Origin of the sequence: Variovorax paradoxus (assembly GCF_030815855.1) — a bacterium.
GTDB classification, from domain to species: domain Bacteria; phylum Pseudomonadota; class Gammaproteobacteria; order Burkholderiales; family Burkholderiaceae_C; genus Variovorax; species Variovorax paradoxus_M.
Genome location: NZ_JAUSXG010000001.1, coordinates 5580759 through 5606273, shown reverse-complemented (window position 1 = coordinate 5606273; position 25515 = coordinate 5580759). Strand labels below are relative to the sequence as shown.

25 protein-coding genes are annotated in these 25515 nt (G+C 66.5%); 11 read left to right on the top strand and 14 right to left on the bottom strand.

The window, feature by feature from the left end; genetic code table 11:
• Positions 1-18 precede the first annotated feature (18 nt).
• Positions 19-471 (top strand): META domain-containing protein, encoded by a 453-nt coding sequence (locus QFZ42_RS26565; protein ID WP_307703846.1) that lies wholly within the window; start codon positions 19-21, stop codon positions 469-471.
• Between the two features lie 37 nt (positions 472-508).
• Here QFZ42_RS26565 and QFZ42_RS26560 read toward each other — a convergent pair whose 3' ends face one another.
• From QFZ42_RS26560 to QFZ42_RS26550, 3 genes are all read right to left on the bottom strand, one after another.
• Positions 509-1414, bottom strand: coding sequence for a phosphoribosylaminoimidazolesuccinocarboxamide synthase (locus QFZ42_RS26560; protein WP_307703845.1), 906 nt, complete (start codon positions 1412-1414; stop codon positions 509-511).
• Between the two features lie 97 nt (positions 1415-1511).
• Positions 1512-2576: a class II fructose-bisphosphate aldolase gene (gene fba, locus QFZ42_RS26555; RefSeq protein ID WP_307703844.1), complete on the bottom strand. Its 1065-nt coding sequence runs from the start codon at positions 2574-2576 to the stop codon at positions 1512-1514.
• Between the two features lie 135 nt (positions 2577-2711).
• A complete protein-coding gene (locus QFZ42_RS26550; RefSeq protein WP_307703843.1) occupies positions 2712-3239 on the bottom strand; it encodes an Lrp/AsnC family transcriptional regulator in 528 nt (175 codons plus the stop codon).
• Positions 3240-3388: 149 nt separating this feature from the next.
• On the opposite strand from QFZ42_RS26550, the gene QFZ42_RS26545 reads away from it, so the two are divergent.
• Complete coding sequence (locus tag QFZ42_RS26545) at positions 3389-4405, top strand: 1-aminocyclopropane-1-carboxylate deaminase (RefSeq protein ID WP_307703842.1); 1017 nt, start codon at positions 3389-3391, stop codon at positions 4403-4405.
• Between the two features lie 105 nt (positions 4406-4510).
• On the opposite strand, the gene pyk is transcribed toward QFZ42_RS26545, so the two are convergent.
• From pyk to QFZ42_RS26530, 3 genes are all read right to left on the bottom strand, one after another.
• Complete coding sequence (gene pyk / locus QFZ42_RS26540) at positions 4511-5959, bottom strand: pyruvate kinase (protein ID WP_307703841.1); 1449 nt, start codon at positions 5957-5959, stop codon at positions 4511-4513.
• Positions 5960-6043: 84 nt separating this feature from the next.
• Positions 6044-7237 (bottom strand): phosphoglycerate kinase, encoded by a 1194-nt coding sequence (locus tag QFZ42_RS26535; RefSeq protein WP_307703840.1) that lies wholly within the window; start codon positions 7235-7237, stop codon positions 6044-6046.
• A gap of 90 nt (positions 7238-7327) precedes the next feature.
• The gene (locus QFZ42_RS26530) at positions 7328-8233 is read right to left on the bottom strand and encodes a LysR family transcriptional regulator (RefSeq protein ID WP_307703839.1); all 906 of its coding nucleotides are present in this window, start codon (positions 8231-8233) and stop codon (positions 7328-7330) included.
• Positions 8234-8321: 88 nt separating this feature from the next.
• Between QFZ42_RS26530 and QFZ42_RS26525 the strand changes: the two genes are divergently transcribed.
• From QFZ42_RS26525 to QFZ42_RS26500, 6 genes are all read left to right on the top strand, one after another.
• The gene (locus tag QFZ42_RS26525) at positions 8322-8882 is read left to right on the top strand and encodes a VOC family protein (RefSeq protein WP_307703838.1); all 561 of its coding nucleotides are present in this window, start codon (positions 8322-8324) and stop codon (positions 8880-8882) included.
• Entirely contained in the window at positions 8875-9996 is a 1122-nt protein-coding gene (locus QFZ42_RS26520) for an alpha/beta hydrolase family protein (RefSeq protein ID WP_307703837.1), read from the top strand. The genes QFZ42_RS26525 and QFZ42_RS26520 overlap by 8 nt, the downstream gene beginning before the upstream one ends.
• A 7-nt stretch (positions 9997-10003) precedes the next feature.
• Positions 10004-11653: an FAD-dependent monooxygenase gene (locus QFZ42_RS26515; RefSeq protein ID WP_307703836.1), complete on the top strand. Its 1650-nt coding sequence runs from the start codon at positions 10004-10006 to the stop codon at positions 11651-11653.
• The gene (locus tag QFZ42_RS26510) at positions 11650-11856 is read left to right on the top strand and encodes a DUF2783 domain-containing protein (RefSeq protein WP_307703835.1); all 207 of its coding nucleotides are present in this window, start codon (positions 11650-11652) and stop codon (positions 11854-11856) included. The genes QFZ42_RS26515 and QFZ42_RS26510 overlap by 4 nt, the downstream gene beginning before the upstream one ends.
• Positions 11853-12812, top strand: a complete 960-nt coding sequence (locus QFZ42_RS26505) for an MBL fold metallo-hydrolase (protein WP_307703834.1) — start codon at positions 11853-11855, stop codon at positions 12810-12812. Before QFZ42_RS26510 ends, QFZ42_RS26505 begins: the two co-directional genes overlap by 4 nt.
• Positions 12813-12886: 74 nt before the next feature.
• Positions 12887-13858, top strand: a complete 972-nt coding sequence (locus tag QFZ42_RS26500; RefSeq protein ID WP_307703833.1) for a Bug family tripartite tricarboxylate transporter substrate binding protein — start codon at positions 12887-12889, stop codon at positions 13856-13858.
• 16 nt (positions 13859-13874) lie between these two features.
• Here QFZ42_RS26500 and QFZ42_RS26495 read toward each other — a convergent pair whose 3' ends face one another.
• Genes QFZ42_RS26495 through def form a run of 5 tightly spaced genes read right to left on the bottom strand, consistent with a single transcriptional unit; the run spans position 13875 to position 16927 of the window.
• Complete coding sequence (locus tag QFZ42_RS26495; protein WP_307703832.1) at positions 13875-14213, bottom strand: AzlD domain-containing protein; 339 nt, start codon at positions 14211-14213, stop codon at positions 13875-13877.
• Positions 14210-14950, bottom strand: coding sequence for an AzlC family ABC transporter permease (locus QFZ42_RS26490; protein ID WP_307703831.1), 741 nt, complete (start codon positions 14948-14950; stop codon positions 14210-14212). The genes QFZ42_RS26495 and QFZ42_RS26490 overlap by 4 nt, the downstream gene beginning before the upstream one ends.
• Positions 14950-15906 (bottom strand): methionyl-tRNA formyltransferase, encoded by a 957-nt coding sequence (fmt, locus tag QFZ42_RS26485; RefSeq protein ID WP_307703830.1) that lies wholly within the window; start codon positions 15904-15906, stop codon positions 14950-14952. The genes QFZ42_RS26490 and fmt overlap by 1 nt, the downstream gene beginning before the upstream one ends.
• Positions 15903-16403 (bottom strand): hypothetical protein, encoded by a 501-nt coding sequence (locus QFZ42_RS26480; RefSeq protein ID WP_307704309.1) that lies wholly within the window; start codon positions 16401-16403, stop codon positions 15903-15905. Before QFZ42_RS26480 ends, fmt begins: the two co-directional genes overlap by 4 nt.
• Positions 16404-16405: 2 nt before the next feature.
• Entirely contained in the window at positions 16406-16927 is a 522-nt protein-coding gene (def, locus tag QFZ42_RS26475; protein WP_307703829.1) for a peptide deformylase, read from the bottom strand.
• A 160-nt stretch (positions 16928-17087) separates the two neighbouring features.
• On the opposite strand from def, the gene QFZ42_RS26470 reads away from it, so the two are divergent.
• The 3 genes from QFZ42_RS26470 to QFZ42_RS26460 all read left to right on the top strand — a co-directional run bounded on the left by QFZ42_RS26470 (position 17088) and on the right by QFZ42_RS26460 (position 20095).
• Positions 17088-18302, top strand: coding sequence for a LysM peptidoglycan-binding domain-containing protein (locus QFZ42_RS26470; RefSeq protein WP_307703828.1), 1215 nt, complete (start codon positions 17088-17090; stop codon positions 18300-18302).
• Between the two features lie 30 nt (positions 18303-18332).
• Entirely contained in the window at positions 18333-19496 is a 1164-nt protein-coding gene (dprA, locus tag QFZ42_RS26465) for a DNA-processing protein DprA (protein ID WP_307703827.1), read from the top strand.
• Between the two features lie 80 nt (positions 19497-19576).
• A complete protein-coding gene (locus QFZ42_RS26460) occupies positions 19577-20095 on the top strand; it encodes a DUF494 family protein (RefSeq protein WP_307703826.1) in 519 nt (172 codons plus the stop codon).
• A gap of 7 nt (positions 20096-20102) precedes the next feature.
• Here the strand turns inward: QFZ42_RS26460 and QFZ42_RS26455 are convergent, their stop codons facing one another.
• The 3 genes from QFZ42_RS26455 to secD form a co-directional block, all read right to left on the bottom strand.
• Positions 20103-22505 carry a DUF1631 family protein gene (locus tag QFZ42_RS26455; RefSeq protein ID WP_307703825.1) on the bottom strand — a complete coding sequence of 801 codons (2403 nt, stop codon included), beginning with the start codon at positions 22503-22505 and terminating at the stop codon, positions 20103-20105.
• A 138-nt stretch (positions 22506-22643) separates the two neighbouring features.
• Positions 22644-23603 carry a protein translocase subunit SecF gene (secF, locus tag QFZ42_RS26450; protein WP_307703824.1) on the bottom strand — a complete coding sequence of 320 codons (960 nt, stop codon included), beginning with the start codon at positions 23601-23603 and terminating at the stop codon, positions 22644-22646.
• A gap of 18 nt (positions 23604-23621) precedes the next feature.
• The gene (secD, locus tag QFZ42_RS26445) at positions 23622-25505 is read right to left on the bottom strand and encodes a protein translocase subunit SecD (protein ID WP_307703823.1); all 1884 of its coding nucleotides are present in this window, start codon (positions 25503-25505) and stop codon (positions 23622-23624) included.
• Positions 25506-25515: the final 10 nt, after the last annotated feature.

The following is a 25515-nucleotide window of genomic DNA, read 5'->3' as shown; positions in this document are numbered from 1 at the left end:
AAGAAGGAAAAACCGGCCATGCGTTTTCTCGCCCGCCACAGCGCCCGTCTCGCGCTTCCCGTTCTAGCGACCGTCATTCTGGGCGCAGCGCTGTCCGGTTGCGGCAGCGGCATCAGCCTCGACGAGCCGATCGAGGGGCCGGTGTGGCGCCTCGTGCAGCTGGGCAACGAGCCCGTGGCGCCCGGCAGCGATGCGCAAATCCAGTTCGACCGCAACAGCGGCCGCGTCAGCGGATCGGGCGGTTGCAACCGCGTGTCGGGTTCGTTCACGCGCAGCGGCATCACGCTGCGCATCGGCCAGTTGGCTTCAACCCGCATGGCCTGCACGGACCCGGTGCGCGGCGCCAACGAAGCGCAGTTCATTTCGGCGCTGCAGACCACCGCGAGCTATCGGCTCGCCGGGCCGGGACAACTCGCGCTGCTCGACGCGAGCGGGCGGACCGTGGCGACCTTGAACTCGGCGAGCCGCTGAGGTCGGCGGCCGGCGGGAGGGCCGCTTTTGCTTTTCCTCAGCCGGTGAGGCGTTCCAGCGCTTCGCGGTACTTGGCCGCGGTCTTCTCGATCACCTCGGCCGGCAGCCGCGGCGCCGGCGGCGTCTTGTCCCACGGCTTGCCGTTGATCTTGGTGGCTTCGAGCCAGTCGCGCACGAACTGCTTGTCGTAGCTCGGCGGATTGGCGCCGGCGGCCAGCGCGGCCTGGTAGCCCTCGACCGGCCAGTAGCGCGAACTGTCGGGCGTCAGCACTTCGTCCATCAGCACCAGCGTGCCGGCTTCGTCCAGGCCGAACTCGAACTTGGTGTCGGCAATGATCATTCCCTTGGTCAGCGCAATCTGCGCGGCCGTTTCGTAGATCTCCAGGCTGGTTTCGCGGATCTGCTGCGCCAGCTTGGGGCCGACGATCTCGACCACGCGGTCATAGCTGATGTTCTCGTCGTGCTCGCCGGCCGCGGCCTTGGCGGCGGGCGTGAAGATCGGGCGCGGCAGCTTGCTGGCGTTGGTGAGCCCTTCGGGCAGCGGCACGCCGCAGACAGAGCGGCTTTCCTGGTATTCCTTCCAGCCGCTGCCGGCCAGGTAGCCGCGCACTACCGCCTCGACCGGAATCGGCGTCAGGCGCTTGACCAGCATCGAGCGGCCCGTGACCTGCGGCACCTCGTCGGCCGTGACCACGCTTTCAGGAGCGTCGCCGGTCAGGTGGTTGGGGCACAGCTGGCCGAGCCGGTCGAACCACCACAGCGCCATTTGCGTCAGGATCTCGCCCTTGCCCGGAATCGGTTCGCCCATGATCACGTCGAAGGCGCTGAGCCGGTCGCTCGCGACCATCAGGATGCGGTCTTCGCCCACGGCGTAGTTGTCGCGCACCTTGCCGCGCGCAAGCAGGGGCAGGCTCTGGATGGAAGAGGTGTGGACGGTGGTCATGAGGCAGATGCGATGAGAAACGGATGACGTGGGAAACGGATTGTGCGCGCAGAAAAAAGCCACCGCGAACGGTGGCCTTCGAATCGCAAGGAAAGTTTCAGACCACTTCCTGGGCCAACTCGCCCTTGGCGTACTTGGCGGCAACGACCTGCAGCGTGTCGCCCTTGATCTTGGCGCCCTGGCCTTCGCAGCCGAACTCGATGTAGCGCTGCTTGCAGATCAGCTTGGCGGCTTCGCGCGCGGGCTTGAGCCATTCGCGGGCGTCGAACTTCTCGGGGTTCTCGGCCAGGAACTTGCGCACCGCGCCGGTCATGGCCAGGCGGATGTCGGTGTCGATGTTGATCTTGCGCACGCCGTGCTTGATGGCTTCCTGGATTTCCTTGACGGGAACGCCGTAGGTTTCCTTCATGTTGCCGCCGTACTGGCGAATGATCGCCAGCAGTTCCTGCGGCACGCTCGACGAGCCGTGCATCACCAGGTGGGTGTTGGGAATGCGGCGGTGGATTTCCTTGATGCGGTCGATCGCCAGGATGTCGCCGGTGGGCTCGCGCGTGAACTTGTAGGCGCCGTGGCTGGTGCCGATGGCAATGGCCAGCGCGTCGATCTGGGTGCGCTTGACGAAGTCGGCGGCCTGCTCGGGGTCGGTCAGCAGCTGCTCGCGCGTCATGGTGTCGTCGGTGCCGTGGCCGTCTTCCTTGTCGCCCTTCATGGTTTCGAGCGAGCCGAGGCAGCCGAGCTCGCCTTCGACCGTCACGCCCAGGCGGTGGGCCATGTCCGACACCTTCTTGGTGACGTCGACGTTGTAGTCGTAGCTGGCGATGGTCTTGCCGTCGGCCTCGAGCGAGCCGTCCATCATCACCGAGCTGAAGCCCAGGTCGATGGCGCCCTTGCAGACGTCCGGGTTCTGGCCGTGGTCCTGGTGCATCACGAGCGGAATGTTCGGGTACTGCTCGATCGCGGCCTGGATCAGGTGCTTGATGAAGGCTTCGCCGGCGTATTTGCGGGCACCGGCGCTGGCCTGCAGGATGACGGGCGCGCCGGCTTCCTTGGCGGCCTCCATGACGGCCTGGACCTGTTCGAGGTTGTTGACGTTGAAGGCCGGAATGCCGTAGCCGTTGGCGGCTGCGTGGTCCAGCAGTTCGCGCATCGAGACGAGTGCCATGGGAAATACCTCGCGGAAATAAGGGAAAAAGAAGGCGGAAAGACGAGAGAAAACTGCCGCAATTCTATCGAGCCCCCTTGTGGGACGGCACTGACAGGTACCCCAAGGGAATGACGCAAGCAGCGGCGGTCGCCCCTAGATCGGCAGCTGCGTGGTCGACAGCACCTGCTTGAGCACCACGAAAGTCCGGATCTGCCGCACGCCGGGCAAGTACAGCAGCTGCTCCGCATGCAGCCGGTTGAAGCTGTCGTTGTCACGCGTGCGCACGAGCATGAAGTAGTCGAACTCGCCCGTGACCACGTGGCATTCGAGGCAGCCGGACACCTTCTGCGCCGCCTTTTCGAAGTCGGCGAAGGAGTCGGGCGTGGAGCGGTCGAGCACCACGCCGATCATCACCAGCATGCCGAGTTCGAGTGCATCGGCATCGAGCAGCGCCACGATGCCCTTGATGAGCCCCGCGGCCTTGAGCCGCTCCACACGGCGCAGGCAGGCGGGCGCGCTGAGATTGACCTTGGCCGCCAAGGCCACGTTCGACACCGAGGCGTCGCGCTGCAGCGCGCGCAGGATGGCGCGGTCGGTGCGGTCGAGTTCCAGCGGCGCTTCGGCCACTTGCACGCCTCTCGCCCCTCGCGCCGGCGTCGTACGCAACTTTGTTGTGCTCATCTCTTCCTTTGCAAACCAAAACCCTTCGATCCGGCGATCTTGTCTTTTTTTCGCTCGCATTTCCACCAAAGTTTGCAACCACGTTTCGGCGCCTTCTTTCTACGATCGATGTCACTCCTCCTTCCAATTTCCTTCTCTGGAGCGCATCGATGAACCTGAAGAAATTTCCCCGCCACGCACTCACCTTCGGCCCCACGCCGATCCATCCGCTCAAGCGCTTGAGCGCCCACCTGGGCGGCGAGGTCGAGCTGTACGCCAAGCGCGAGGACTGCAACAGCGGCCTCGCCTTCGGCGGCAACAAGACGCGCAAGCTCGAATACCTGATTCCCGAGGCGCTCGAGGGCGGCTACGACACGCTGGTGTCGATCGGCGGCATCCAGTCGAACCAGACGCGGCAGGTGGCGGCCGTGGCCGCACACCTGGGCCTGAAGTGCGTGCTGGTGCAGGAGAACTGGGTCAACTATTCCGACGCGGTGTACGACCGCGTCGGTAACATCGAGATGTCCCGCATCCTGGGCGCCGACGTGCGGCTCGACGCGGCGGGCTTCGACATCGGCATCCGCAAGAGCTGGGAACAGGCGATGGCCGACGTGCGCAAGGCCGGCGGCAAGCCCTTTCCGATTCCGGCCGGCTGCTCGGAGCATCCGCGCGGCGGTCTGGGCTTCGTGGGCTTTGCCGAAGAAGTGCGGCAGCAGGAAGCCGAGCTGGGCTTCAAGTTCGACTACATCGTGACCTGCTCGGTCACGGGCAGCACGCAGGCCGGCATGGTGGTGGGCTTCGCGGCCGACGGCCGGGCCGACCGCGTGATCGGCATCGACGCCTCGGCCAAGCCGCAGCAGACCTTCGAGCAGATCGTGCGCATTGCCAAGGGCACGGCCGAACTGGTCGAACTGGGCCGCGACATCACCGAGAAAGACGTGGTGCTCGACCGCCGCTTCGGCGGCCCCGAATACGGCCTGCCGAACGAAGGCACGCTGGAAGCAATTCGCCTCTGCGCGCGGCTCGAAGGCATGCTGACGGACCCCGTGTACGAGGGCAAGTCGATGCACGGCATGATCGAGAAGGTGCGGCTGGGTGAATTCCCGCCGGGCTCGAAGGTGCTGTACGCGCACCTGGGCGGAGTGCCCGCCCTGAATGCCTACAGCTTCTTATTCCGTAACGGCTAGCTCCAGGAACACCGCGGAACCGCCTTTGCCGGGCCGCTGGTGTTGCCCCCGGCGAGGGGGGGGGTGGGCGTAGCGACACGAAGTGCGCGAAGACTGGGAGTGTGCCTAGCTGACTCGGCAGATCTTCAGCATGTTGGTGCCGCCCGGCGCGCCCATCGGCTCGCCGCAGGTGATGGCGTAGACGTCGCCGGTCTGCACGATGCCGCGCTTCTTCAGGTGGTCTTCGGCCTGCTGGAGCGCGGTGTCGCGGTCGCTCTCGGAGTCCATCAGCAGGGGGCGCACGTTGCGGTAGAGCGCCATCTTGCGCTGCGTGGCCAGGCGCGAGGTCAGCGCGTACATCGGAATGTGCGCGCGGTGGCGGCTCATCCACAGCGGGGTGGAGCCCGACTCGGTGAGCGCCACGATGGCCTTGGCGCCCAGATGGTGGGCGGTAAACAGTGCGCCCATCGCAATCGACTGGTCGATGCGGCTGTAGGTCTTGCCGCTGAAGTCGGCGTCGAGCGTCTTGTCTTCCGCGATTTCGGCGGCTTCGCAGATGCGGCTCATCTCCTGCACGGTTTCGAGCGGGTAGCGGCCCGAGGCGGTTTCGGCCGAGAGCATCACGGCATCGGTGCCGTCGAGCACGGCGTTGGCCACGTCGCTCACCTCGGCGCGGGTGGGCACGGGGTTGGTGATCATCGACTCCATCATCTGGGTCGCGGTGATCACCACCTTGTCCATGTCGCGCGCCATGCGGATCATTTTCTTCTGCAGCGCCGGCACGGCGGCGTTGCCCACCTCGACGGCCAGGTCGCCGCGGGCCACCATGATGCCGTCGCTCGCGCGCAGGATTTCCTCCAGCTTGGGAATGGCCTCGGCACGCTCGATCTTCGCGATGAGGCCCGGCTTGTGGCCGTATTCGGCCGCAGCCACGTTGCACAGCTGGCGCGCCATTTCCATGTCGGTGGCGTTCTTCGGAAAGCTCACCGCCACGTAGTCGGCCTGGAAGCTCATCGCGGTCTTGATGTCTTCCATGTCCTTGGCGGTGAGCGCCGGCGCCGTGAGGCCGCCGCCCTGCTTGTTGATGCCCTTGTTGTTGGAGAGCTCGCCGCCCAGCTTCACGGTGGTGTGCACCGCTTCGCCGCGCACCGCGTCGACCGTGAGCACGATGAGGCCGTCGTTCAGCAGCAGCCTGTCGCCGGGGCGCACGTCGCGCGGCAGGTCCTTGTAGTCGAGGCCGACCGCATCGGTATCGCCGGGCTCGGTGCGCGAAGCGTCGAGCACGAACTTGGCGCCGGGCTCGAGCCAGACCTTGCCCTGCGCGAACTTGCCGACACGGATCTTCGGGCCCTGCAGGTCGGCCATGATCGCCACTTCGCGGCCGATCTTGCGCGCCGCCTCCCGCACCATGGCGGCGCGGTCGATGTGGTCCTGCGCCGTGCCGTGGCTGAAGTTGAGCCGCACCACGCTGACCTTGTTCAGGATCATCTGCTCCAGCAGCTCGGGCGTATTGGACGCCGGGCCGAGCGTGGCGACGATCTTGGTGGCGTGGCGGGGAAGGCGGTCCGTGATCATTGAGCTTGTCTCCATTTTTGTATTCGCTACTGTATACACTTTACGCGTCCACAGGAAGTAGACGCGGCGGGCAGGCGCTGAAAATCAGCCCGCGGCACGCTTGGCGAGAATCTCGAACGCCGGAAGCGTCTTGCCTTCGAGCACCTCGAGGAAGGCGCCGCCGCCGGTCGAGATGTAGCCGACTTGCTTCTCGATACCGTACTTCGCGATGGCCGCGAGCGTGTCGCCGCCGCCGGCAATCGAGAACGCGCTGCTTTCGGCGATGGCCTGGGCGATGGCCTTGGTGCCGCCCGCGAAGGCGTCGAACTCGAACACGCCCACCGGGCCGTTCCAGACGATGGTGCCGGCTTCGCGCAGTTGCGCGGAAAGGATCGCGGCCGTCCGGGGGCCGATGTCGAGAATGAGGTCGTCGTCGGCCACGTCGCTCGCGCCCTTGACCGTGGCGGGTGCGTCGGCCGCGAAGGTCTTGGCCGTGACCACGTCCACCGGAATCGGCACATCGGCGCCGCGCGCGCGCATGGATTCGATCACCGCCTTGGCCTGGTCGATCAGGTCGGGCTCGGCCAGCGACTTGCCGATCTTGAGGCCGGCCGCGAGCATGAAGGTATTCGCGATGCCGCCGCCGACGATCAGCTGGTCGACGTTGGCCGACAGGCTCTTGAGGATGGTGAGCTTGGTGCTCACCTTGGAACCCGCGACGATGGCCACCAGCGGCCGCTTGGGCAGGGCCAGCGCCTTGGAGATGGCGTCGAGCTCGGCTGCGAGCAGCGGGCCGGCCGCGGCGATCTTGGCGAACTGCGCAATGCCGTAGGTGGTGGCTTCGGCGCGGTGGGCGGTGCCGAAGGCGTCGTTCACGTAGATGTCGGTGAGCGCGGCGAGCTTGCGCGCCAGCGCTTCGTCGTTCTTCTTCTCGCCCTTGTTGACGCGGCAGTTCTCGAGCAGCACGAGCTGGCCGGGCTTCACGTCGACGCCGTCGACCCAATTGGCCACCACCGGAACCTCGCGGCCCAGCAGCTCGCCCAGGCGCTTGGCCACGGGGGCGAGCGAGTCTTCGGGCTTGAACTCGCCCTCGGTCGGGCGGCCCAGGTGCGAGGTGACCATCACGGCGGCGCCGGCGTCGAGCGCCAGCTGGATGCAGGGCACCGAGGCGCGGATGCGCGTGTCTTCGGTGATGTTGCCTGCGTCGTCCTGCGGCACGTTGAGGTCGGCACGGATGAAGACGCGCTGGCCGGCGGCCTTGCCCTGCGCGCAGAGGTCGGTGAATCGAATGACGTTCATGGTCTGGATGTGGTGGTGGACAGGTCGCCTTGCATTGTAGGTTTCGGCCCGCGGCCGCTCTGCGCGCCTCTTGCGGCCTCCCGATGCTTTTCAGCCCTTTTGCTGCGCCTTGGCAAATCGCTCGAGGATCTCGACAAAGCTCGCGGCGGCAGGCGAAAGCGTGCGCCGCGCCGCGCTGTAGATGCACACCTCGCGATGGAAATCCGGTGACTCCAGCCGCACCATCTGCAGTCCGTGGGCACGCACCAGCGGCGCGGAATAGGTCGGGCAGACGGTGAGCCCCAGCCCCGAGGCGACCATGCCGAGCGCCGTGGTCATGTACGACACCTCCTGCGTGCCGGGGCGCAGCATGTAGTCGCGCTCCGTCGGGGCCAGTTCGGGCAGCACGCGCTGGCGGAAGTCGCGCGTGGGCGCGATGAAGGTGTACGGCTCGAGCTCATGCCAGCGCACCTTGCGGCGCTTCGCGAAGGCGTGGCCGGGCGGGCAGATCAGCCAGTGGCGGTCGCGAAACAGCGTGCGGCGTTCGATGGCGGCATCGACCGCCACGTCCTGCCCCACCGCGAGTTCCACGTCTCCGCTCATCACGCCCGCCAGCAGGTGCTCGGGAAGCGTGTCGGCCAGGCGCACCTCGACCTCGGGGTAGGCCTCGCGGTAGAGCGCGATCACGCGCGGCATCAGCGTGCAGGCCATGAGTTGCGGCGCTGCAAGACGCAACAGTCCTTTCTTCTTGTCACGCAAATCCGTGACGCCGGCGACCGCGCTCGTCAGATCGCCGAGCAGGCGGTGCACGGAAGGCAGGAACTCGCGCCCGGCTTCCGAGACCTGCACGCGCCGCGTGTGGCGGTCGAGCAGTTGCACGCCCATTTCGCGTTCGAGCTCGCGCACCAGCACGCTGAGCGCCGACTGCGTGAGATGCAGCTGCTGCGCCGCGGCGGTGAAGCTGCCCGTTTCGGCCACGGCAGCGAAGGCACGCAATTGGCGCAGTGTCAGATTCATATGAGTATTTCATCAATCGATGAATTAATTTCGATTGCATCATAAGACGCGGCATCGCCCAATCGCGGCTTACCGGAGACAAGAAGCCATGCCGACGAATGCCCATACGGCACCCCCACCCGCCCCGCCTGTACGGGGACTGCACCACTTCGCCTGGCGCTGCCGCGACAGCGAGGAGACCCGCCGCTTCTACGAAGACCTGCTGGGCCTGCCGCTCGCGCACGTGATCAAGAGCGACCACGTGCCGAGCACCGGCGAGTACTGCCCTTACGTGCACATCTTTTTCCAGATGCGCGACGGCTCGTACATCGCCTTCTTCGACCTGGGCGACGACGTCGCGGCACTGCCTTCGCCGAACACGCCCGCATGGGTGAACCACATCGCGCTGCGGGTCGACTCCGTGGATGACCTGCTCGCCGCGAAGGCGCGGCTCGAGAACGCAGGGGTCGAAGTGCTCGGCGTGACCGACCACCACATCATCGAATCGATCTACTTCTTCGACCCCAACGGCATTCGCGTGGAGCTGACCACGCCGACCGTGCCGCAGGCCGAGATGGCAGCGCATGCGTTGCAGGCCCGTTCGGACCTCGATGCATGGACCGTGCGCAAGGCCGAACTGCGCGCGGCGAAGGGAGCGGCCCATGGCTGATCTGCAACTCGCCGCCATCGACGTGAAGCCCGGCGCCGCGATGGAAAGCCAGTCCGGCCTGCAGATGCTGCGGCCGCGTATCTACGGCGCGTTCCGTGCGCCGCAGGGCCCGAAGAAGATCGCCGCCATCGTGATGCATCCGACCAGCAACTTCATGGGCCACTACCTGATCGGTCCGCTGGCCGAGCGCGGCATCTGCTGCATGGGCCTGAACTCGCGCTACGTGGGCAACGACACGGTGCTGCTGATGGAGCGCGCCATCCAGGACCTGGGGGCCGGCGTGCAGTACCTGCGCGCGGCCGGCTACGAGAAGGTGTTTCTCGTCGGAAATTCGGGCGGCGCGGCGCTCGCAAGCTTCTACCAGGCGCAGGCCGAGAAGCTCACCGCCACGCATTTTCCAGACGGCGAAGCGACACATCTGCATCCGAGCGACCTGCCGACGGTAGACGGCATTGCACTGTGCGCCGCGCACCTGGGCCGCAGGCGGCTGATGCGCGACTGGATCGATCCTTCGGTCACCGATGAACATGATCCGCTCTCGGTGGACCCCGAGCTCGACATGTACGACCCGCGCCACCCGGTGCCCTACGGCCCCGAATTTCTCGCCCGCTTCAGTGCGGCGCAGAAGGCGCGGCTGGACCGCATCGAGCAGTGGTGCATCGACCGGCTCGCAGTGCTTCGGAACACACCGGGCGCACCGCGCGACCAAGCCTTCGTCGTCTACCGCACGCATGCCGATCCGCGCTGCGTGGACTTGTCGATCGATGCCAACGATCGGCTGCCCGGCAGCGTGTGGGGAGATGCACGGCAGGTGAACTATTCGGCCAATGCGATGGGGCGCACCACCTCCCTGACGGCATTCCTCTCGCAATGGTCTTCGCGCTCGCAGGCCGACGGGCCCACCAACCTCGCGCGCACCACGGTGCCCAAGCTGCTGCTGACCTACACGGGCGATCAATCGACCTTCCCGAGCACGCGCGATGCGTGGATGGCCGCCGGAGGATCGCGCATCCGCAATGTCGACATCGTGGGTGGCAACCACTATCTCGCGGGGCAGCCCGAACTGGTTCCGAAGGCGGCCGATGCAATCGCCGAGTTCGCCCACGCGCTGTAGGCCGGACATGGAAAGCTTTGCATTTGCACCGGCCTATGAACTGCCAAGCTGGCCGTTCACGCCGCCGCCTGAACTGGGCAGCACGAAGATCGTGCGCCACCCCCTCGTGATCGTGGGCGCAGGCCCTTCCGGCCTCACGCTGGCCTGCGACCTGGCGCAACGCGGCGTGCGCGCCGTGCTGCTCGACGAGGATGACACCGTGGGCGTGCGCGGTGCCTCGTCGCGCGGCATCTGCTACGCGCAGAAGAGCCTCGAAATCTTCGAGCGCCTGGGCATTTACGAGCGCATTGCGGCGAAGGGCATCACCTGGTCGTTCGGGCGCACCTTCTCGGGCGAGCAGGAGGTCTACAACTTCAACCTGCAGGCGAACAGTGTCTCGAAGCAGCCGCCGTTCATCAACCTGCAGCAGTTCTATGTCGAATGGTTCCTCGTTGAGCGCATTCTCGAATTGGGCCTGACCGATGTGCGATGGAAGAACCGTGTGGCCGGCGTCGAGCAGCTGAGCGACGGCGTGCGCATTGACATCGAGACGCCCGCAGGCCGCTACACCATCGAGGCCGACCGGCTGATCGACGCCACCGGCGCCAACAGCCCCATTCGCACGCAGCTCGGCATCGATGCGCATTCGTCGCGCAGCACCGACCGCTGGTGCATCAGCGACGTGCGTTTCAAGCAGCCGCTGCCCACCGAGCGCTGGACCTGGGTCGACGCGCCGTTCAACGAAGGCCGCGGCGTGTGGCAGCACCTGATGGCCGACGGCGTGTGGCGCATCGACTATCAGATGCCGGAAGACTGCGACACAACCTACATCAGCCAGCCCGAGGTGGCGGGCGCGCGGCTGCGCGAGCAGCTCGGCCCCGGCGTGGAGTTCGAGTTCGTGTGGATCGGCCCGTACGGCTACCGCGACCACCTGCTCGACAGCTTCCGCCACGGCAACGTGTTCTTCATCGGCGATGCCGCGCATGTGGTGAGCCCGTTCGGTGCGCGCGGCGGCAACAGCGGCATCCAGGATGCGGCCAATCTCGGCTGGAAGCTGGCGCTGGTTGCGCAAGGCCAGGCGGGCGAAGCGCTGCTCGACAGCTACGACGCCGAACGGCAACCCGCCGCGCAGGAGAACCTGCGCGTGACGAGCCGCTCGGCGCGCTTTCTCGCGCCGCGCTCGCCGGCCGAACACACGCTGCGGCGCGCGGTGGTGGCGTTGGCGGCGCGCCATCCGTTTGCGCGGGCGCTGGTGAACACCGGCCGCATGTCGGTTGCGAACGACTATCCGCCCGCGCCGCAATTGCCCGACGGCGCGCGCACGGTGCAGAACCTGCCGCTGCGCTGGGCTGACGGACGCGAGACAACGCTGATGCAATTGCTCGCCGACGGCACGCAGTGCATCGGGCTGTGGCTCTCGCCGACGAGTCCCGAAGCCGAGGCAGCGATGAACGCCTGCGCCTCGCTGCCGCTGCGCCTGCTGGCTATCGGTGGCGACAGCGGCCTGCCGACGCTGCAAGCCGACGACCGGCTCACGAACCACCTGGGCATCGGCGAGGCGGGCAGCTTCGTGCTCCTGCGTCCGGATGCCTACCGCGCCGCGGCGCTGCCGCATGCCACGCCCAGGGCCATCGCCGCCGCATTGCGCACCGCCCTCGCCCTGGACGAAGCCCCATGAACACAGAGCCTCGCATCCCCGACCCCGACGGCTTCTATGCCGCCCTGCTCGCCGCGCACGAAGGCCTCCGCGAGGGGCAGAGCGCCGACTTCAACGCCCGCCTCGTGCTGCTGCTGGCCAACCAGTGCGGCGACCAGGCCGTGCTGCTGGCCTGCATCCGCGCCGCGGCCGAAGACCTCACGACAACGACTGAAGCCCGATGAACACCAGCTCCTTCGCCTCCGCTTCCGACACGCGTGAGCAGAAACCGACATTGCGCGAACTCGCGCCCAACGTGTACGGCTACATCAGCGATTTCGATCCGAACTGCGGCTTCGTCGTCGGCGACGAGCAGGTGGTGCTGATCGACACGCGCCCGACGCCGCGCATGGCGCGCGACTTTCTCGCGGCCATTCGCACGGTGACCGACAAGCCCATCAAGACCATCGTGCTCACGCACTACCACGCGGTGCGCGTGATGGGCGCGAGCGCATTCGACGAGGTGCAGGCCATCATCGCGAGCGACGGCACGCTCGACTGGATCCGCACGCGCGGGCAAGCCGATTTCGATTCGGAGGTCGGCCGCTTCCCGCGCCTGTTTGCGGGCGTGGAAGAAATCCCCGGGCTCACGTTGCCGACGATGAGCTTCGAGCGCGAGATGAGCCTGTGGCTTGGCGGCAGCCGTGAACTGCGCCTGATGGCGCTGGGCCGCGGCCACTCGAGCGGCGACACGGTCGCGTGGCTGCCCGGCTGCGGCGTGCTGTTCTCGGGCGACGTGGTGGAGAACCACTGCGGCGTGTATGCGGGCGACGCCTACATCGGCGACTGGGCCGGCACGCTCGACGCGGTGCGGACGTTGAAGCCGCGCGTGCTGGTGCCGGGCCGCGGGGCCGTGCTGCAGGACGAAGCCGCCTGCGCCGAAGCCATCGCGCAGACCCAGGCGTTTCTCGGCGCATTGCTCGACAGCGTGAGAGCCGGCATTGCCGCGGGCGAAACGCTCAAGGGCTGCTTCGCGCGAGCGGAGGCGGCGATGACGCCGCGCTTCGGTACATGGCCCGTGTTCCAGCACGTGCTTCCCTTCGACGTATCGCGCGCCTATGACGAACTGCGCGGCATCGAACACCCCGTGGTGTGGACGGCAGAGCGCGACCGCGAGCTCTGGCAGACGCTGCGGGGATGAACCAGCGGGCCTTCCTCCCTCCGCAGGCTTCGCCCCCCGGACTGATTCCTTCAACAAGCCACCGAGACAAAACGATGAAACGACTTCTTCCCTTGCTGGCCGCGGCCCTTGCGCTGACGGCCACCTTCGCCTCGGCACAGCCGGCCGCATACCCGAGCCAGCCCGTCAGATGGATCGTGCCCTACGTGGCCGGCGGCGGCACCGACAACCTCGCGCGCGCACTGGCCGATGCCATGCAGCCTTCTCTCGGGCAGCCGCTGATCATCGACAACCGGCCGGGCGCGTCCACCAACATCGGCGTCTCGGTGCTGATGCAGGCCAAGCCCGACGGCTACACGATCATGCAGGCCGAGAATGCCGCGCTGCTCTTCAACGAGCACATGTTCGCCAAGCTGCCCTACAAGCCCGCGAGCGACTTCACCTACATCGGCACCATCGGCCGATTTCCCGTGGCACTGGTGGTGCACCCCGACTTTCCCGCGAAGAACGTGGCCGAGTTCGTGCGCTACGTGAAGGCCAACCCCGAGGGGGTGAGCTACGCCTCGCCCGGCAACGGATCGCCGCACCACATGGCGATGGAACTCTTCAAGCAGAAGGCCGGTATCAGCATCATGCACGTGCCGTACAAGGGCGCCGCGCCTGCAATGACCGACCTGATGGGCGGCCAGGTGCCGACGATGATGCTCGACCTCGCCTCCGGCCTGCCGATCATCAAGGCGGGCAAGGTGCGCGTGCTCGCGATTGCGTTGCCGCAGCGTGCGGGTGCCTTGCCCGAGGTGCCGACCTTCGTCGAAGCAGGGTTCAGCGACGTCAATGCCTATGCCTTTCACGGCCTGATCGGCCCGGCGGGCATGCCGCCCGAGGCGGTCGCGCGCATCAACAGCGAGCTTCAAAAGGCGATGAGGGCACCGAAGGTCGTGAAGCTGTTTTCGGAGTTCGGCTTCGAGGCGCTGCCAGGCACGCCGCAGGAGTTCTACAAGCTCTCGCGCGCGGAGAGCGAGCGCTGGGGCAAGATCATCGCAGCCGCCGGCGTGAAGCTGGACTGAGAAGAAGGGTCAGTGGCTACCAGCCCAGCCCGAGATGCAGGGGCAGGTACACCGCCATGCCCGCCAGCATCGTGCCGAGCACGCCGCGCCGCCAGTAGTAGTAAGCGGCACCGACCACCGCGGCATACAGGCGCGCATCGTGCAGCGTGGTGATCAGGTGGCCCTGTGTCATCACGATCTCCGGTGCGATCACGCCTGCGAGCGCGGCAGCCGGCGCGTAGTGCAGCGCGCGGTGCGCCCACTCGGGCAAGCCCCAAGGCCGGTCGAGAATGAAGAAGAAGCAGCGCGTGAGTACGGTGACGCAAGCCAGCCCGGCGATGACCGCGAGCGTCCAGAAGTCGGTGGTGCCGCTCACTTGTTGTCCTCCGCATCGGGGTCGAGCCCGAACTGCTTCTCAAGCCAGAAACACAGCAGCACCGCGGCACCGATGGCCACGACGATGTTGAGCTTGAGCGGCAAGGCATAGGCGGCCACGGCGGTGACGCTGGCGATCAGCGCGGCCAGCACGCGCAGCGGCGTGGTCGCCATCGAGCAGACGATCGCCACCAGGCTCAGCACGCCGGCGAAGCCAAGGCCCCAGTTCTGCGGAATGAAGTTGGCCAGCGCGATGCCCAGGAGACTCATGCCCATCCAGGAGCACCAGGTCACGAAGTAGTTGCCGGTGAGGTAGGCCTCCTGGGCCTTCTGCTCATCGGCGCCGACCGGCGGCGAGGCATAGCGCCGCGTGAAGAGCGCGTAGCTGAGGTCGGCCGTGAGATAGCCGTGCGTCATGCGGCGCCAGCGCGGCATGTGCATGAGATACGGCCGCAGGTGCAGGCTGAAGACCACGAAGCGAAGGTTGACGCAAAAACCCGTGGCCAGGATCACCCAGGCCGGCGCGCCCGCGAACAGCAGCGGAATGGCCGCCAACTGCGAACTGCCGGCGTAGACCAGCAGCGTCATCGCCACCGACTCCAGCACGCTCATGTTCGACTTGACCATGGCCACGCCGGTCATCAGGCCCCAGGCGCCGATGCCCAGCGCGGCCGAGGACATGTCGCGGATGCCCGCGCGGAACTCGGGGCGGCGGCGAATGGCGGCGGAGAAGAACATCAGCCGAACAGCTGCCCGGGCTTCAGGTCGAAGCCGCGCAGGAAATCGGCCACGGCCAGGCGCTTGCCGCCGGGACGCTGGAGTTCGGTGACGCTGACGATCGAGCCAGCCGCGGCCACCGCAACGCCGGTATCGGTCACGGCGAGGATGGTGCCCGGCTCGGCCGAAACCTCGACGGCAGGCATCGCATGCGCGGTCCAGAGCTTGATGGTCTCGCCGTCCAACGGGCTGTTGGCGCCCGGAAAGGGATCGAAGGCGCGGATGCGCCGCACGACGGCCTCGGCGGGCTGGTTCCAATCGATCTGGGCTTCGTGCTTCTCGACCTTGTTGGCGTAGGTCACGCCTTCGGCAGGCTGCGGGGTGCGGGTCAGGGTGCCAATGTTGGCGAGCGCCTGGACGATCATGCAGCCGCCGAGTTCGGCCAGGCGGTCGTGCAGGCGGGCGGTGTTGTCATTGCCGATATCCACCGCTTCGCGCAGCAGCATGTCGCCCGTATCCAGCCCGGCGTCCATCTGCATGATGGTGATGCCGGTCTGCGCATCGCCGGCCTCGATGGCGCGGTGGATCGGTGCGGCGCCGCGCCAGCGCGGCAGCAGGCTGGCGTGGATGTTGAGGCAGCCGAACTGCGGCAGGTCGAGCACCCACTGCGGCAGGATGAGCCCGTAGGCCGCGACCACCATCACATCGGGCCTGGCGGCCAGAAGGGTCTCGCACGCGGCCGAAGCATCTTCCGGGTACTTGCCATCGAGCCGCAGGCTTCGCGGCTGCGCCACGGGCCAGTGGTTGGCAACGGCGAATTGCTTGACGGGGGAGGCCTGCAGCTTCATGCCGCGGCCGGCGGGGCGGTCGGGCTGGCTCAGCACCCCGACGATTTCATGGCCCGCGGCGGAAATGGCTTCGAGCGCGACGCGCGCAAACTCGGGCGTGCCCGCGAAAACGACCTTGAGCGGGGTCAATCCCGGATCCGATCGAGGTCGAGGTCATCCCCCGTGTGATAGCGGCGAACCACGCCGGTGGGGTCGATGTAGATATAGAGCATGCGGCGCTCGTTCACCGCCTTGTAGCGCCAGGTCCAGACCGCGCCGTCGAACGAGCTGACACGACTGATTTCAAAAGGCCGGCCATAGAAGGCGAGCACGTCGTTCTGACGCCACTGGTCGACCTTGATGTCATGGCCGAAGCGGGCTTCATTGAGCACCTGCGTCACGGAGACCACCTTGCCCGAGGCATCGACATCGATATCGGTCACCTCGAAGCCCGCCGGCATGCGCGAATATTGCAGGCGCTCGCCGCCACCGGTGAGGGGATAGCGGCCCGTGGGCGCGCCGAGGCGCTGCAGGGTTTCGGCGGCCGTGGTACCCGGAACGATGCGGGTCGGCTCGCTGGCGCAACCGGCCAGCAGCAGCAGCAGCCCGGCGGCAACGACGACAACGCTCGACCCGCGGGAGAACATTTTCAAGCCCGGCCTTCCTTGGCCTCTTCGCGCTGTTGCTTGAGCAGCTTGCTCTTGATGCGGTTGCGCTTGAGCGGCGACAGGTATTCGACGAACACCTTGCCCAGCAGGTGGTCCAGCTCGTGCTGGATGCATACCGCCAGCAAGCCGTCGGCCTCGATGGTGCGCAGTTCGCCGTTCTCGTCCAGCGCCTGCGCCTTCACCGACGTGGAGCGCATGACCCCGTCGTAGATGCCCGGCACCGACAGGCAGCCTTCTTCATTCAGCACCTTTTCGTCGCTGGCCCAGATGATTTCGGGGTTGATGAGCACCAGCGGTTCGTTGCGCTCCTCGGAAACGTCGATGACGACCAGGCGCTCGTGCACGTCGACCTGGGTGGCGGCCAGCCCGATGCCGTTGGCGTCGTACATGGTCTCCAGCATGTCGGCCACCAAGGCCTTGATGCGTGCGTCGACGCCCTGCACCGGCTTGGCGACCGTGTGGAGGCGCTTGTCGGGGTAACTCAGAATGATTCGTTTGGCCATGAAAAACGGGAAAAGTTGTGGCTATTTTCGCCAATTCCGCGACGCGATGAGCTCGGATCGCCTGAAAACGTTGCCCTTTAAAGGGCTTCGGGCGCAGAATTCGTAGCAAATTGTGAGATTCGTATGCGCATCGGTATCCCGAGCGCTCACCCATCCAGACATGAAAAAGCTCCGAATCCCTGTCCGCCAGCGCCCGCATCTTTTCGCCACGTTGGCAGCCCTTGCAGTGATCAGCAGCGGCACGACGGCTTGGGCGCAGAACTATCCCGTCACGCCGCAGCAACGCGCCACGGCACAGCAAACGGCCCAGAACGGCGTTCCGCTGAGCGAGCTGGCGCCCAGTGCGCCGGACGAATACACGGTCAAACCCGGCGACACGCTGTGGGCCATTTCCCGCCTCTACCTGCTGCGCCCCTGGCGCTGGCCGGAGCTGTGGGGCATGAACATCAGCGAAATCGCGAATCCACACCGCATCTATCCAGGCCAGGTGTTGTACCTGGACAAGACGGGCGGCCGCGCTCGGCTGACCCTGCGCCGCGGCGCGGGCGGCAGCGGCGACGGCGGCACCATCAAGCTCTCGCCGCGCACGCGCTTCGATTCGCTGGCCGGCATGGCGCTGCCCACGCTCAATCCGAGCGTGATCGAGCCCTTCCTCAGCGAGCCGATCGTGGTGGATGCCGATACGCTGCAGAATGCGCCGCGCATCGTTGCGGGCAACGACAGCCGGGTTCTGCTGTCGCGCGGCGACCGCGCCTATGCGCGCGGCAACGCCGATACGCCGCTGCTCGAAGCCCCGGGCCCGCTGCAGAACTTCCGCGTTTTCCGCAACGCCACCCCGCTCAAGGACCCTGGGACCGGTGAAATCCTCGGCTACGAGGCGCAGTACCTGGGCAAGGCCCAGCTCAAGCGTGGTGAATCGACAACAGTCGAGACCGAGAAGGACAAGGACGTCATCACCGTGGTGCCGGCCAGCGTCGACATCATCGCGTCGCGCGAAGAAATCCGCGCCGGCGACCGTCTGCTGCCGGAACCCCCGCGCCAGCTGCTGAGCTACGTGCCGCGCGCGCCTTCCGCGCAAGTCGAAGGCCGCATCATCTCGGTCTACGGCAATGCGGTGCAATTCGCGGCCCAGAACCAGGTGGTGGCCATCAACAAGGGCACGCGCGACGGCATCGACAGCGGCCACGTGCTGGCCATCCTGAAGAACGGCGAAACCATTCTCGACCGCACCGGCGAGCGCAAGGAAACGATCAAGCTTCCGAACGAACGCATCGGTCTGCTGATGGTGTTCCGTCCTTTTGAAAAGGTCTCGTACGCGCTGGTGCTCGAAATCACCGACACCCCGCGCGCGGGCGACTTCCTCGTCAATCCCTGACGCCTTCCCGCTTTCCTTTCCCGCTCTCGTTTGGAACGCGCAGAACTTGCAGGCTGGCTGCGGCTGTCACTGACGGCGGGGGTCGGCGATGGCGCTGCGCGTCGGCTTCTGGCGGCCTTCGGACTGCCCGAGGCCATTTTTGCCCAGCCGGGCGCGGCGCTCCGGCAGGTGGTGTCGCCCGCCCAGGCCGATGCCTTGCAGCAGCCGCCCAACGGCCTGCAGGCCCAGATCGACCTGACCTGGCAATGGCTGCAATCCGGCTCCGATGACGGCACCGCACGCCGCATCGTGACGCTGGGCGATGCGAGCTACCCCGCGTCGCTGCTCGAAATGGTCGACCCGCCGTTGATGCTCTACGTGCTCGGCGCGGCGGCCTTCGATCTGACGCAACTCGCGAACAGCATCGCCGTGGTGGGCAGCCGCAACCCCACGCCGCAGGGCGCCGCGAGCGCGCGCGCCTTTGCGCGGGCTTTGGGCGAGGCAGGCTTGCCCGTGGTGTCGGGGCTGGCGCTCGGCGTCGACGGCGCGGCACACCAAGGCGCGCTCGACGCGGCCGGCGATTCGCCGCGGCTTGCCACGGTGGCCGTGGTGGGAACCGGCCTCGACCGCGTCTACCCAGCCCGGCACCGCGACCTCGCGCACCGCATCACGCTGCAGGGATTGATCGTGAGCGAGTTGCCGCTCGGTACACCCCCGCTCACGCAAAACTTTCCGAAGCGCAACCGGCTCATCGCCGGCCTGGCGCGCGGCACGCTCGTGGTCGAGGCCGCGCTTGCATCCGGCTCACTGATCACCGCGCGGCTCACCTCGGAGCAAGGCAAGGAAGTGTTCGCCATTCCGGGTTCGATCCATTCGCCGCAATCGCGGGGCTGCCATGCGCTGATCCGCCAAGGCGCGAAGCTGGTCGAGTCGGTGAACGACATCCTCGAGGAGTTGCCCGGCCTGCGCGCGTCAAGTGCGAACGCGGGTCTTTTCGGCGATAGCGGTGCCGACAGCTCGTCGCCCTCATCATCGTCGGGCTCGGAAGATCCGCTGCTCGAGGCTCTGGGCTTCGATCCGGTGAACCTCGACGCCCTGGGCGCGCGCACCGGCTGGAGTGCGGCGGCACTGCAGGCCAGGATGCTGGAACTCGAACTCGACGGCCATGTGGCACGCCTGCCCGGCGGCCTCTTTCAAAGAACGGCCGCGGCCTAGTATTTTCCTCCCCTCAAAAAGGGACGAAGAAGTGACATGAAGCCCGGGAGCTCGCGACAAGCTTCGGCTATATTGGGCTCATGTTCGAAGTGCTCGTTTTTGTCTACGAAAACTATTGGCGCGGCGATGCCTGCCCCGAAGCCGGACAACTGGGCCGCAAGCTCAGCGCACACGGTTTCGAGGCAGAAGAAATCCGCGATGCGCTGCACTGGCTCGACGGCCTGAGCCTTGCCACGCAGGGCATGCAGCTCGAACAAAATGCCGACGACGATGCCGTTGCCACGGTCACGCTGCGAAGCGCGCCCGAACCGGCGCTGCCGCAATCGGCCGACTCGATGCGGGTCTATTCCATGGCCGAGCAGGAGCACCTGGGCGCCGATTGCCTCGGCTTCATCCGTTTTCTCGAATCGTCGGACGTGCTGTCTTGCGGGCTGCGGGAAATCATCATCGAGCGCGCCATGGCGGCGCCAGGCGATCCGGTCGCGCTCGACGAACTCAAGATCATCGTGCTGATGGTGCACTGGAGCACCGGCATCGAGCCGGACGCATTGGTGCTCGACGAACTCTGCGAAAGCCGCGACGGCCGCACAGCGCACTAGCTGTCGGCTAGTTCAGCAGGCGCTCAGGGTTCGCGTCGAGCTTGGCCAGCGCCTCGCGCGTGGCGCGCACCGTGAGCGTTTCTTCCTCGGCCGGCACGAGCAGTCCGGCTTGCAGGTAGCTGGCCAGCCGGCCGACCTGGATGAGAAAGCTGCGGCCGTCGGCCGAGGCGAACAGGTGGAGTTGCTTGCGGTCGCTGCGCCAGACGAATTGCACCTGGCTCACGCGGTCGTTGTGGTCGAGCATGAACCAGTTGCCCACCTGCAGCTCATGCGCCCACTCCAGCATGTCTTCGGCCGGAACGGCGCCGGCCGTGTCGGCCACCACCTCGATGGAGGCCGCATCCACGCCCAGCAGCAGTTCGATGCTGTTCGCATCGAGCGGCAGGCTGGACGCACTGCCGTCGTCGCTCACGAAATCCTCCAGATGCGCCAGGCGCTCTGCCATGGCTTCGATCTTGGCCGCGGGAATGGCTTCGGTCTTCGACAGGAAGGCATCGGACAGGGTCGCGCCGATGGTCTTGATCTGGTCTTCCTGCGGCTCGTCGATGATGCCGAGCAGGTTCATGCCCAGGCGCAGGCGCTGGAGCAGCTGAGGCAGGTCCTGGATCACGCGTGCGCGGTCGGCGCGGTTGGGCTTGGCGCTTGCGGCCCACACCAGTTCGGAGGCCACGCGCTTGAGCATGACTGTCTGCTCGCCCTGGGCGCCATAGCGCAGCGCGGCAATGGCCAGCACTTCGGCCCAGATCTTGAAGAGGAACTCGCGGATCTCGTCGCGCACCGGCATGTCATTGAGCATCTTGCGCAACTCGATGGTGTACTGGATCGCCATCGTTTCTTTTTGCTCGACCTGCTGCGCCACGCTCATGACACGCTGGGTGCTGTCGCTTTGCGTGAGATAGCGGCTCAGAAAGGCGACGAACTCGTCGAACACCAGCTTGAACACGCGCTGCCCGGTTTCGGGATACTGCTCGATCACCTGAACCACGCGCCGGATTTCGCCTTCGAGCGCACTGCCCGAAATGGCGGCCGCGTCGAAGCCCATGACGCAGGAGCCCATGCGGTCGATCAGCATGCGCGCCGGGTGCTGCAGCGTGCCGAAGAATTCGGGCTCGGCGATGGCCACGCGCAGCACGGGCATCTGCAGCCGCGCAAACCATACGCGCGCCGAGAAGGGAATGCGCTCCTCCGCGAGGATGGCCTGGAACATGAGCGCCACGATTTCGACCGTGGCCTTGTCGGCGGTGGTGGGTGCCCGTTTCTTGATCTCGGCGCTGCGCCGCCGCAGGTCGACCGAGGCCTGCTGGATCACGGTGGCCTCGTCGCCGGGGTTCTGCATGTACTGCGTGGCGGCCATCCGGTAGGCGGCTTCGGCGTCGGCGATCACGGCCGCAAAGGTATTTGAAGCGGCCCGCGAGGTGCCGCCACCACCGGCAGCACCACCACCGCCGCTGCCAGAGCCGGCGCCTGGCGCACGGCCGTCCATCCCCGTCGTCGATTGCGAAGACAGGGTCGACGACATGTCGGCCGCGCCGATGCGGGCGGCGACAAAGCGCTTGAGGCTGAGCAGCGCCGTCTGCGCGCGCTGGCGAGCGAGCAGCAACGGCGAGCCGCCGGTCGTTGCAAGCGGGGCCGACGGAGCGAATGCTCTCGTCTGGTGCGAGGCGGCGTCGAAGCCCTGGCGCTGCGCGGGGCCCGGGGCCTGGTGGGCCGCGCCACCGGCATGGGGAGACCCGGGCACCGTTGCCGGTCCGCTGGAAGCACCCGTGCGCCGCACGAAACTCTTGAGATCGATTTCCGGCATCACGCCCCGGGAAACCAGGAACGCGTTGGCATCTTCGTACGCCTTGACGACCACGCCGACCAGCTGCTGCTGCACGGTGTCCTGCACGCTGGCCCAGAGCGCGCGGCTCAAGCCGGCCGCGAGCCATTGGTCCACCAGCAGCTTGGCCAGTGTTTCGGGCCTGAGCACGTCGTTGGCGTCCAGTTCGCTGGTGCCCTCGAGGTGCTGGATGCGCAGCCGCAGGTCGCTGAGTTCGAAACTGGCCTTGTCGTGGATCACCTGCGCGAGGCGCGACGAAAGAATGTTGCTTTCCATCACGTCGTCGCCGATCAGTTCGAGCCGCAGCCCCCCGGTGGACGCCGTTCCGGCCGTCGCACCCGAGGCACTCACCGACTTGCGCCAGTTCGCCTGGGCGAGCGACACCCATTGCGAGGCCTGGCCCTGAAACGCCACGAAGTCGTCGCGGCTCTCCTGCATGGCGCGTGCGCTGCCGATTTCCGAAGCCTGCCTGGTCAGGCGGTCCCGGATGGCCTGCGCCAGGGGAACGATGATGCTCCCGGTCGCCAGCACGAAACGCTCGCGCGTCTCGCGTGCGAGCTGCAAGGAAGAGGCGGACCGCGCAATACTCATTGAAAGATCGGAAAGGCCGGTGAGGCTCTATTCGGCAACAGCCGAGAGCTTGCATCGGGAAAAGCAACTGCACAAGTGTGCATCAGCTTCCTTGCAGTTGCTGACTTCCCGCGGCACTTTCCTTCGATTTCGCTGCCGTCAGACCACGGCGCCGGCGTTCGGGTCGTCCTCGGAATCGCCGTCGCGTTTCGCCGGGGTGCCCTTGATCAGGTCTTCGCGCTTGATGCCGAGCCACATCGCGATAGCCGCCGCCACGAAGCATGACGAGTAGATGCCGAAGCAGATGCCGATGGTCAGCGCCAAGGCAAAGTAGTGCAGCGTCGGGCCGCCGAAGAAGAACATCGAGAGCACCACCAGCTGGGTCGAGCCGTGCGTGATGATGGTGCGGCTGATGGTCGAGGTGATCGCGTTGTCGATGATGCCGACCGTGCTCATCTTGCGGTAGCGCCGGAAGTTCTCGCGCACCCGGTCGAAGATCACGACGGACTCGTTGACCGAGTAGCCCAGCACCGCGAGCACCGCCGCCAGCACCGCCAGCGAGAACTCCCACTGGAAGAAGGCGAAGAATCCCAGGATGATGACCACGTCGTGCAGGTTGGCCAGCACGGTGGCCACCGCGAACTTCCATTCGAAGCGCACCGCCAGGTAGATCATGATGCCGACCACCACCATGCCGAGCGCCTTGAGCCCGTTGGTGGTGAGCTCGTCGCCCACCTGCGGCCCGACGACCTCGATGCCGCGCTGCGTGGCCGACGGGTCGACCGTCTTGAGCGCCTGCATGACCTGCGCACTTTGCTGGTCGGAGTTCATGCCCTTCTGCGCCGGCAGGCGGATCTGCACGTCGCGCGACGTGCCGTAGCTCTGCACCTGGACTTCAGGGTAGCCGAGCTTGCTGACGGCCTCTCGCACCTTGCCGATGTCGGCGGACTGCTGGTAGGCCACCTCCATCACGGTGCCGCCCGTGAACTCCACCGACAGGTGCAGCCCGCGGTGCAGCAGGAAGAACACCGCCAGTGCGAAGGTGGCGAAGGAAATGATGTTCAGCACCAGTGCATGGCGCATGAACGGGATGGTCTTGTGGATGCGGAAGAATTCCATGGCGCTTGTCCTTGACCTTTACTTGCCTTCAGCCACGGCGGTGCCGTCGGTCTTGGGCCGCCACACGGTGCCGATCGACACCGACTTGAGCTTCTTCTTGTTGCCGTACCAGAAGTTCACGAGGCCGCGCGAGAAGAACACGGCGGAGAACATCGAAGTCACGATGCCGATGCAGTGCACCACCGCGAAGCCGCGAACCGGGCCCGAACCGAAAGCCAGCAACGCGATGCCCGCGATCAGCGTGGTCACGTTGGAGTCGAGAATCGTGCCCCAGGCGCGGTCGTAGCCCGCATGGATGGCGGCTTGCGCCGACGCCCCATTGCGCAGCTCTTCGCGCACGCGCTCGTTGATCAGCACGTTCGAGTCGATGGCCACGCCGATGGCCAGCGCCATGGCCGCAATGCCGGGCAGCGTGAGCGTGGCCTGCAGCATCGAGAGAATGGCCACCAGCAGCATCAGGTTGACGGCCAGCGCGATCGACGAGAACAGGCCGAACAGCGCGTAGTAGGCGCACATGAACACCATGATGGCCAGGAAGCCATACATCACGCTCTTGAAGCCCTTTTCGATGTTGTCGGCGCCAAGAGTCGGACCGATGGTCCGTTCCTGGATGATTTCCATCGGCGCGGCCAGCGAACCGGCGCGCAGCAGCAGCGCGAGGTCGGCGGCTTCGGCCACCGTCATCGAACCCGAAATCTGGAAGCGGTTGCCGAGCTCGCCGTTGATCGACGGGGCCGTGAGCACTTCGCCCTTGCCCTTTTCGAAGATCAGCATCGCCATGCGCTTCTTGTAGTTCTCGCGGCTCACGTCGCGCATGATCCGGCCGCCCTTGGCGTCCATGGTCAGGTCGACCTTGGGCTGGTTGCTCTGCTGGTCGAAGCCGGGCTGCGCGTCGGTGAGGCTTTCGCCGGTGACCAGCACCTGCTTCTTCACGATCACCGGGCGGCCGTTGCGCTCGAGGAATTTCTCGGAGCCGAAGGGCACCGGTCCACCGCTCAGCTCGGCCGCGCGGCCTTCGGCGCTTTCATCGACCAGGCGCATTTCGAGCGTGGCGGTGCGGCCCAGGATGTCCTTGGCCTTGGCCGTGTCCTGCACGCCGGGCAGCTGCACCACGATGCGGTCGAGGCCCTGCTGCTGGATCACCGGCTCGGCCACGCCGAGTTCGTTGATCCGGTTGTGCAGGGTGGTGATGTTCTGCTTGAGCGCCGCGTCCTGGAGCCGGCGCGCGGCTTCGGGCTTGATGGTGGCCGTCAGGCGCCAGTTGCTGCCGTCTTGCGTCTCGGTCGTCGTGAGATCGGGGAACTGGTCCTGGATCAGTTGCTTGGCGGTTTGCAGCGCGGCCGCGTCGCGGAACGAAACCTCGACGGTCTGGCCGTTGCGGCTCACCGAGGTGCCGCGAATGCCCTTGTCGCGGAAGGTGGTGCGCAGGTCGCTCGCGAAGGACTCGGCCTTCTTGTCGATGGCGCCCTTCATGTCGACCTGGAGCAGGAAGTCGACGCCGCCGCGCAGGTCGAGGCCGAGGTACATCGGGAACGCATGCAGCGAGGTGAGCCAGGCCGGCGAGCGCGAAACCAGGTTCAGCGCCACCACATAGGGCGGATCCGACGGGTCGGGCACCAGCGCGCGCTGCAACGTATCGCGCGCCTTGAGCTGCTCGTCGGGCGTGGCGAAGCGCGCGCGCAGCGAGCCGCCCTCGAGCGTGAGCAGGTCGGGCGTGAGCCCGGCTGTTTTCAGCGCCTCCTCGACCCGGCCCTGGGTGGCTGAGTCGACCTTGACGGTCGACTTGGCCGCGGACACCTGCACTGCGGGCGCCTCGCCGAAGAAATTGGGCAGGGAATAGATCAACCCCACAAGCAGCACGATCACGATGATCGCGTACTTCCAGACCGGATAACGGTTCATGAGAAAGCGC

Excerpts from the sequence above, each read along its gene's own strand:
- QFZ42_RS26460 (WP_307703826.1), top strand. The coding sequence starts at position 19,577 with ATGTTCGAAGTGCTCGTTTTTGTCTACGAAAACTATTGGCGCGGCGAT.
- def (WP_307703829.1), bottom strand. The coding sequence starts at position 16,927 with ATGGCCAAACGAATCATTCTGAGTTACCCCGACAAGCGCCTCCACACG.
- QFZ42_RS26480 (WP_307704309.1), bottom strand. The coding sequence starts at position 16,403 with ATGTTCTCCCGCGGGTCGAGCGTTGTCGTCGTTGCCGCCGGGCTGCTG.
- QFZ42_RS26505 (WP_307703834.1), top strand. The coding sequence starts at position 11,853 with ATGAACACCAGCTCCTTCGCCTCCGCTTCCGACACGCGTGAGCAGAAA.
- QFZ42_RS26490 (WP_307703831.1), bottom strand. The coding sequence starts at position 14,950 with ATGTTCTTCTCCGCCGCCATTCGCCGCCGCCCCGAGTTCCGCGCGGGC.
- QFZ42_RS26560 (WP_307703845.1), bottom strand. The coding sequence starts at position 1,414 with ATGACCACCGTCCACACCTCTTCCATCCAGAGCCTGCCCCTGCTTGCG.
- QFZ42_RS26565 (WP_307703846.1), top strand. The coding sequence starts at position 19 with ATGCGTTTTCTCGCCCGCCACAGCGCCCGTCTCGCGCTTCCCGTTCTA.
- fba (WP_307703844.1), bottom strand. The coding sequence starts at position 2,576 with ATGGCACTCGTCTCGATGCGCGAACTGCTGGACCACGCAGCCGCCAAC.
- QFZ42_RS26470 (WP_307703828.1), top strand. The coding sequence starts at position 17,088 with ATGAAAAAGCTCCGAATCCCTGTCCGCCAGCGCCCGCATCTTTTCGCC.
- QFZ42_RS26455 (WP_307703825.1), bottom strand. The coding sequence starts at position 22,505 with ATGAGTATTGCGCGGTCCGCCTCTTCCTTGCAGCTCGCACGCGAGACG.
- QFZ42_RS26510 (WP_307703835.1), top strand. The coding sequence starts at position 11,650 with ATGAACACAGAGCCTCGCATCCCCGACCCCGACGGCTTCTATGCCGCC.
- secF (WP_307703824.1), bottom strand. The coding sequence starts at position 23,603 with ATGGAATTCTTCCGCATCCACAAGACCATCCCGTTCATGCGCCATGCA.
- QFZ42_RS26545 (WP_307703842.1), top strand. The coding sequence starts at position 3,389 with ATGAACCTGAAGAAATTTCCCCGCCACGCACTCACCTTCGGCCCCACG.
- pyk (WP_307703841.1), bottom strand. The coding sequence starts at position 5,959 with ATGATCACGGACCGCCTTCCCCGCCACGCCACCAAGATCGTCGCCACG.
- QFZ42_RS26500 (WP_307703833.1), top strand. The coding sequence starts at position 12,887 with ATGAAACGACTTCTTCCCTTGCTGGCCGCGGCCCTTGCGCTGACGGCC.
- QFZ42_RS26515 (WP_307703836.1), top strand. The coding sequence starts at position 10,004 with ATGGAAAGCTTTGCATTTGCACCGGCCTATGAACTGCCAAGCTGGCCG.
- QFZ42_RS26525 (WP_307703838.1), top strand. The coding sequence starts at position 8,322 with ATGCCGACGAATGCCCATACGGCACCCCCACCCGCCCCGCCTGTACGG.
- QFZ42_RS26530 (WP_307703839.1), bottom strand. The coding sequence starts at position 8,233 with ATGAATCTGACACTGCGCCAATTGCGTGCCTTCGCTGCCGTGGCCGAA.
- QFZ42_RS26550 (WP_307703843.1), bottom strand. The coding sequence starts at position 3,239 with ATGAGCACAACAAAGTTGCGTACGACGCCGGCGCGAGGGGCGAGAGGC.
- QFZ42_RS26535 (WP_307703840.1), bottom strand. The coding sequence starts at position 7,237 with ATGAACGTCATTCGATTCACCGACCTCTGCGCGCAGGGCAAGGCCGCC.
- secD (WP_307703823.1), bottom strand. The coding sequence starts at position 25,505 with ATGAACCGTTATCCGGTCTGGAAGTACGCGATCATCGTGATCGTGCTG.
- QFZ42_RS26520 (WP_307703837.1), top strand. The coding sequence starts at position 8,875 with ATGGCTGATCTGCAACTCGCCGCCATCGACGTGAAGCCCGGCGCCGCG.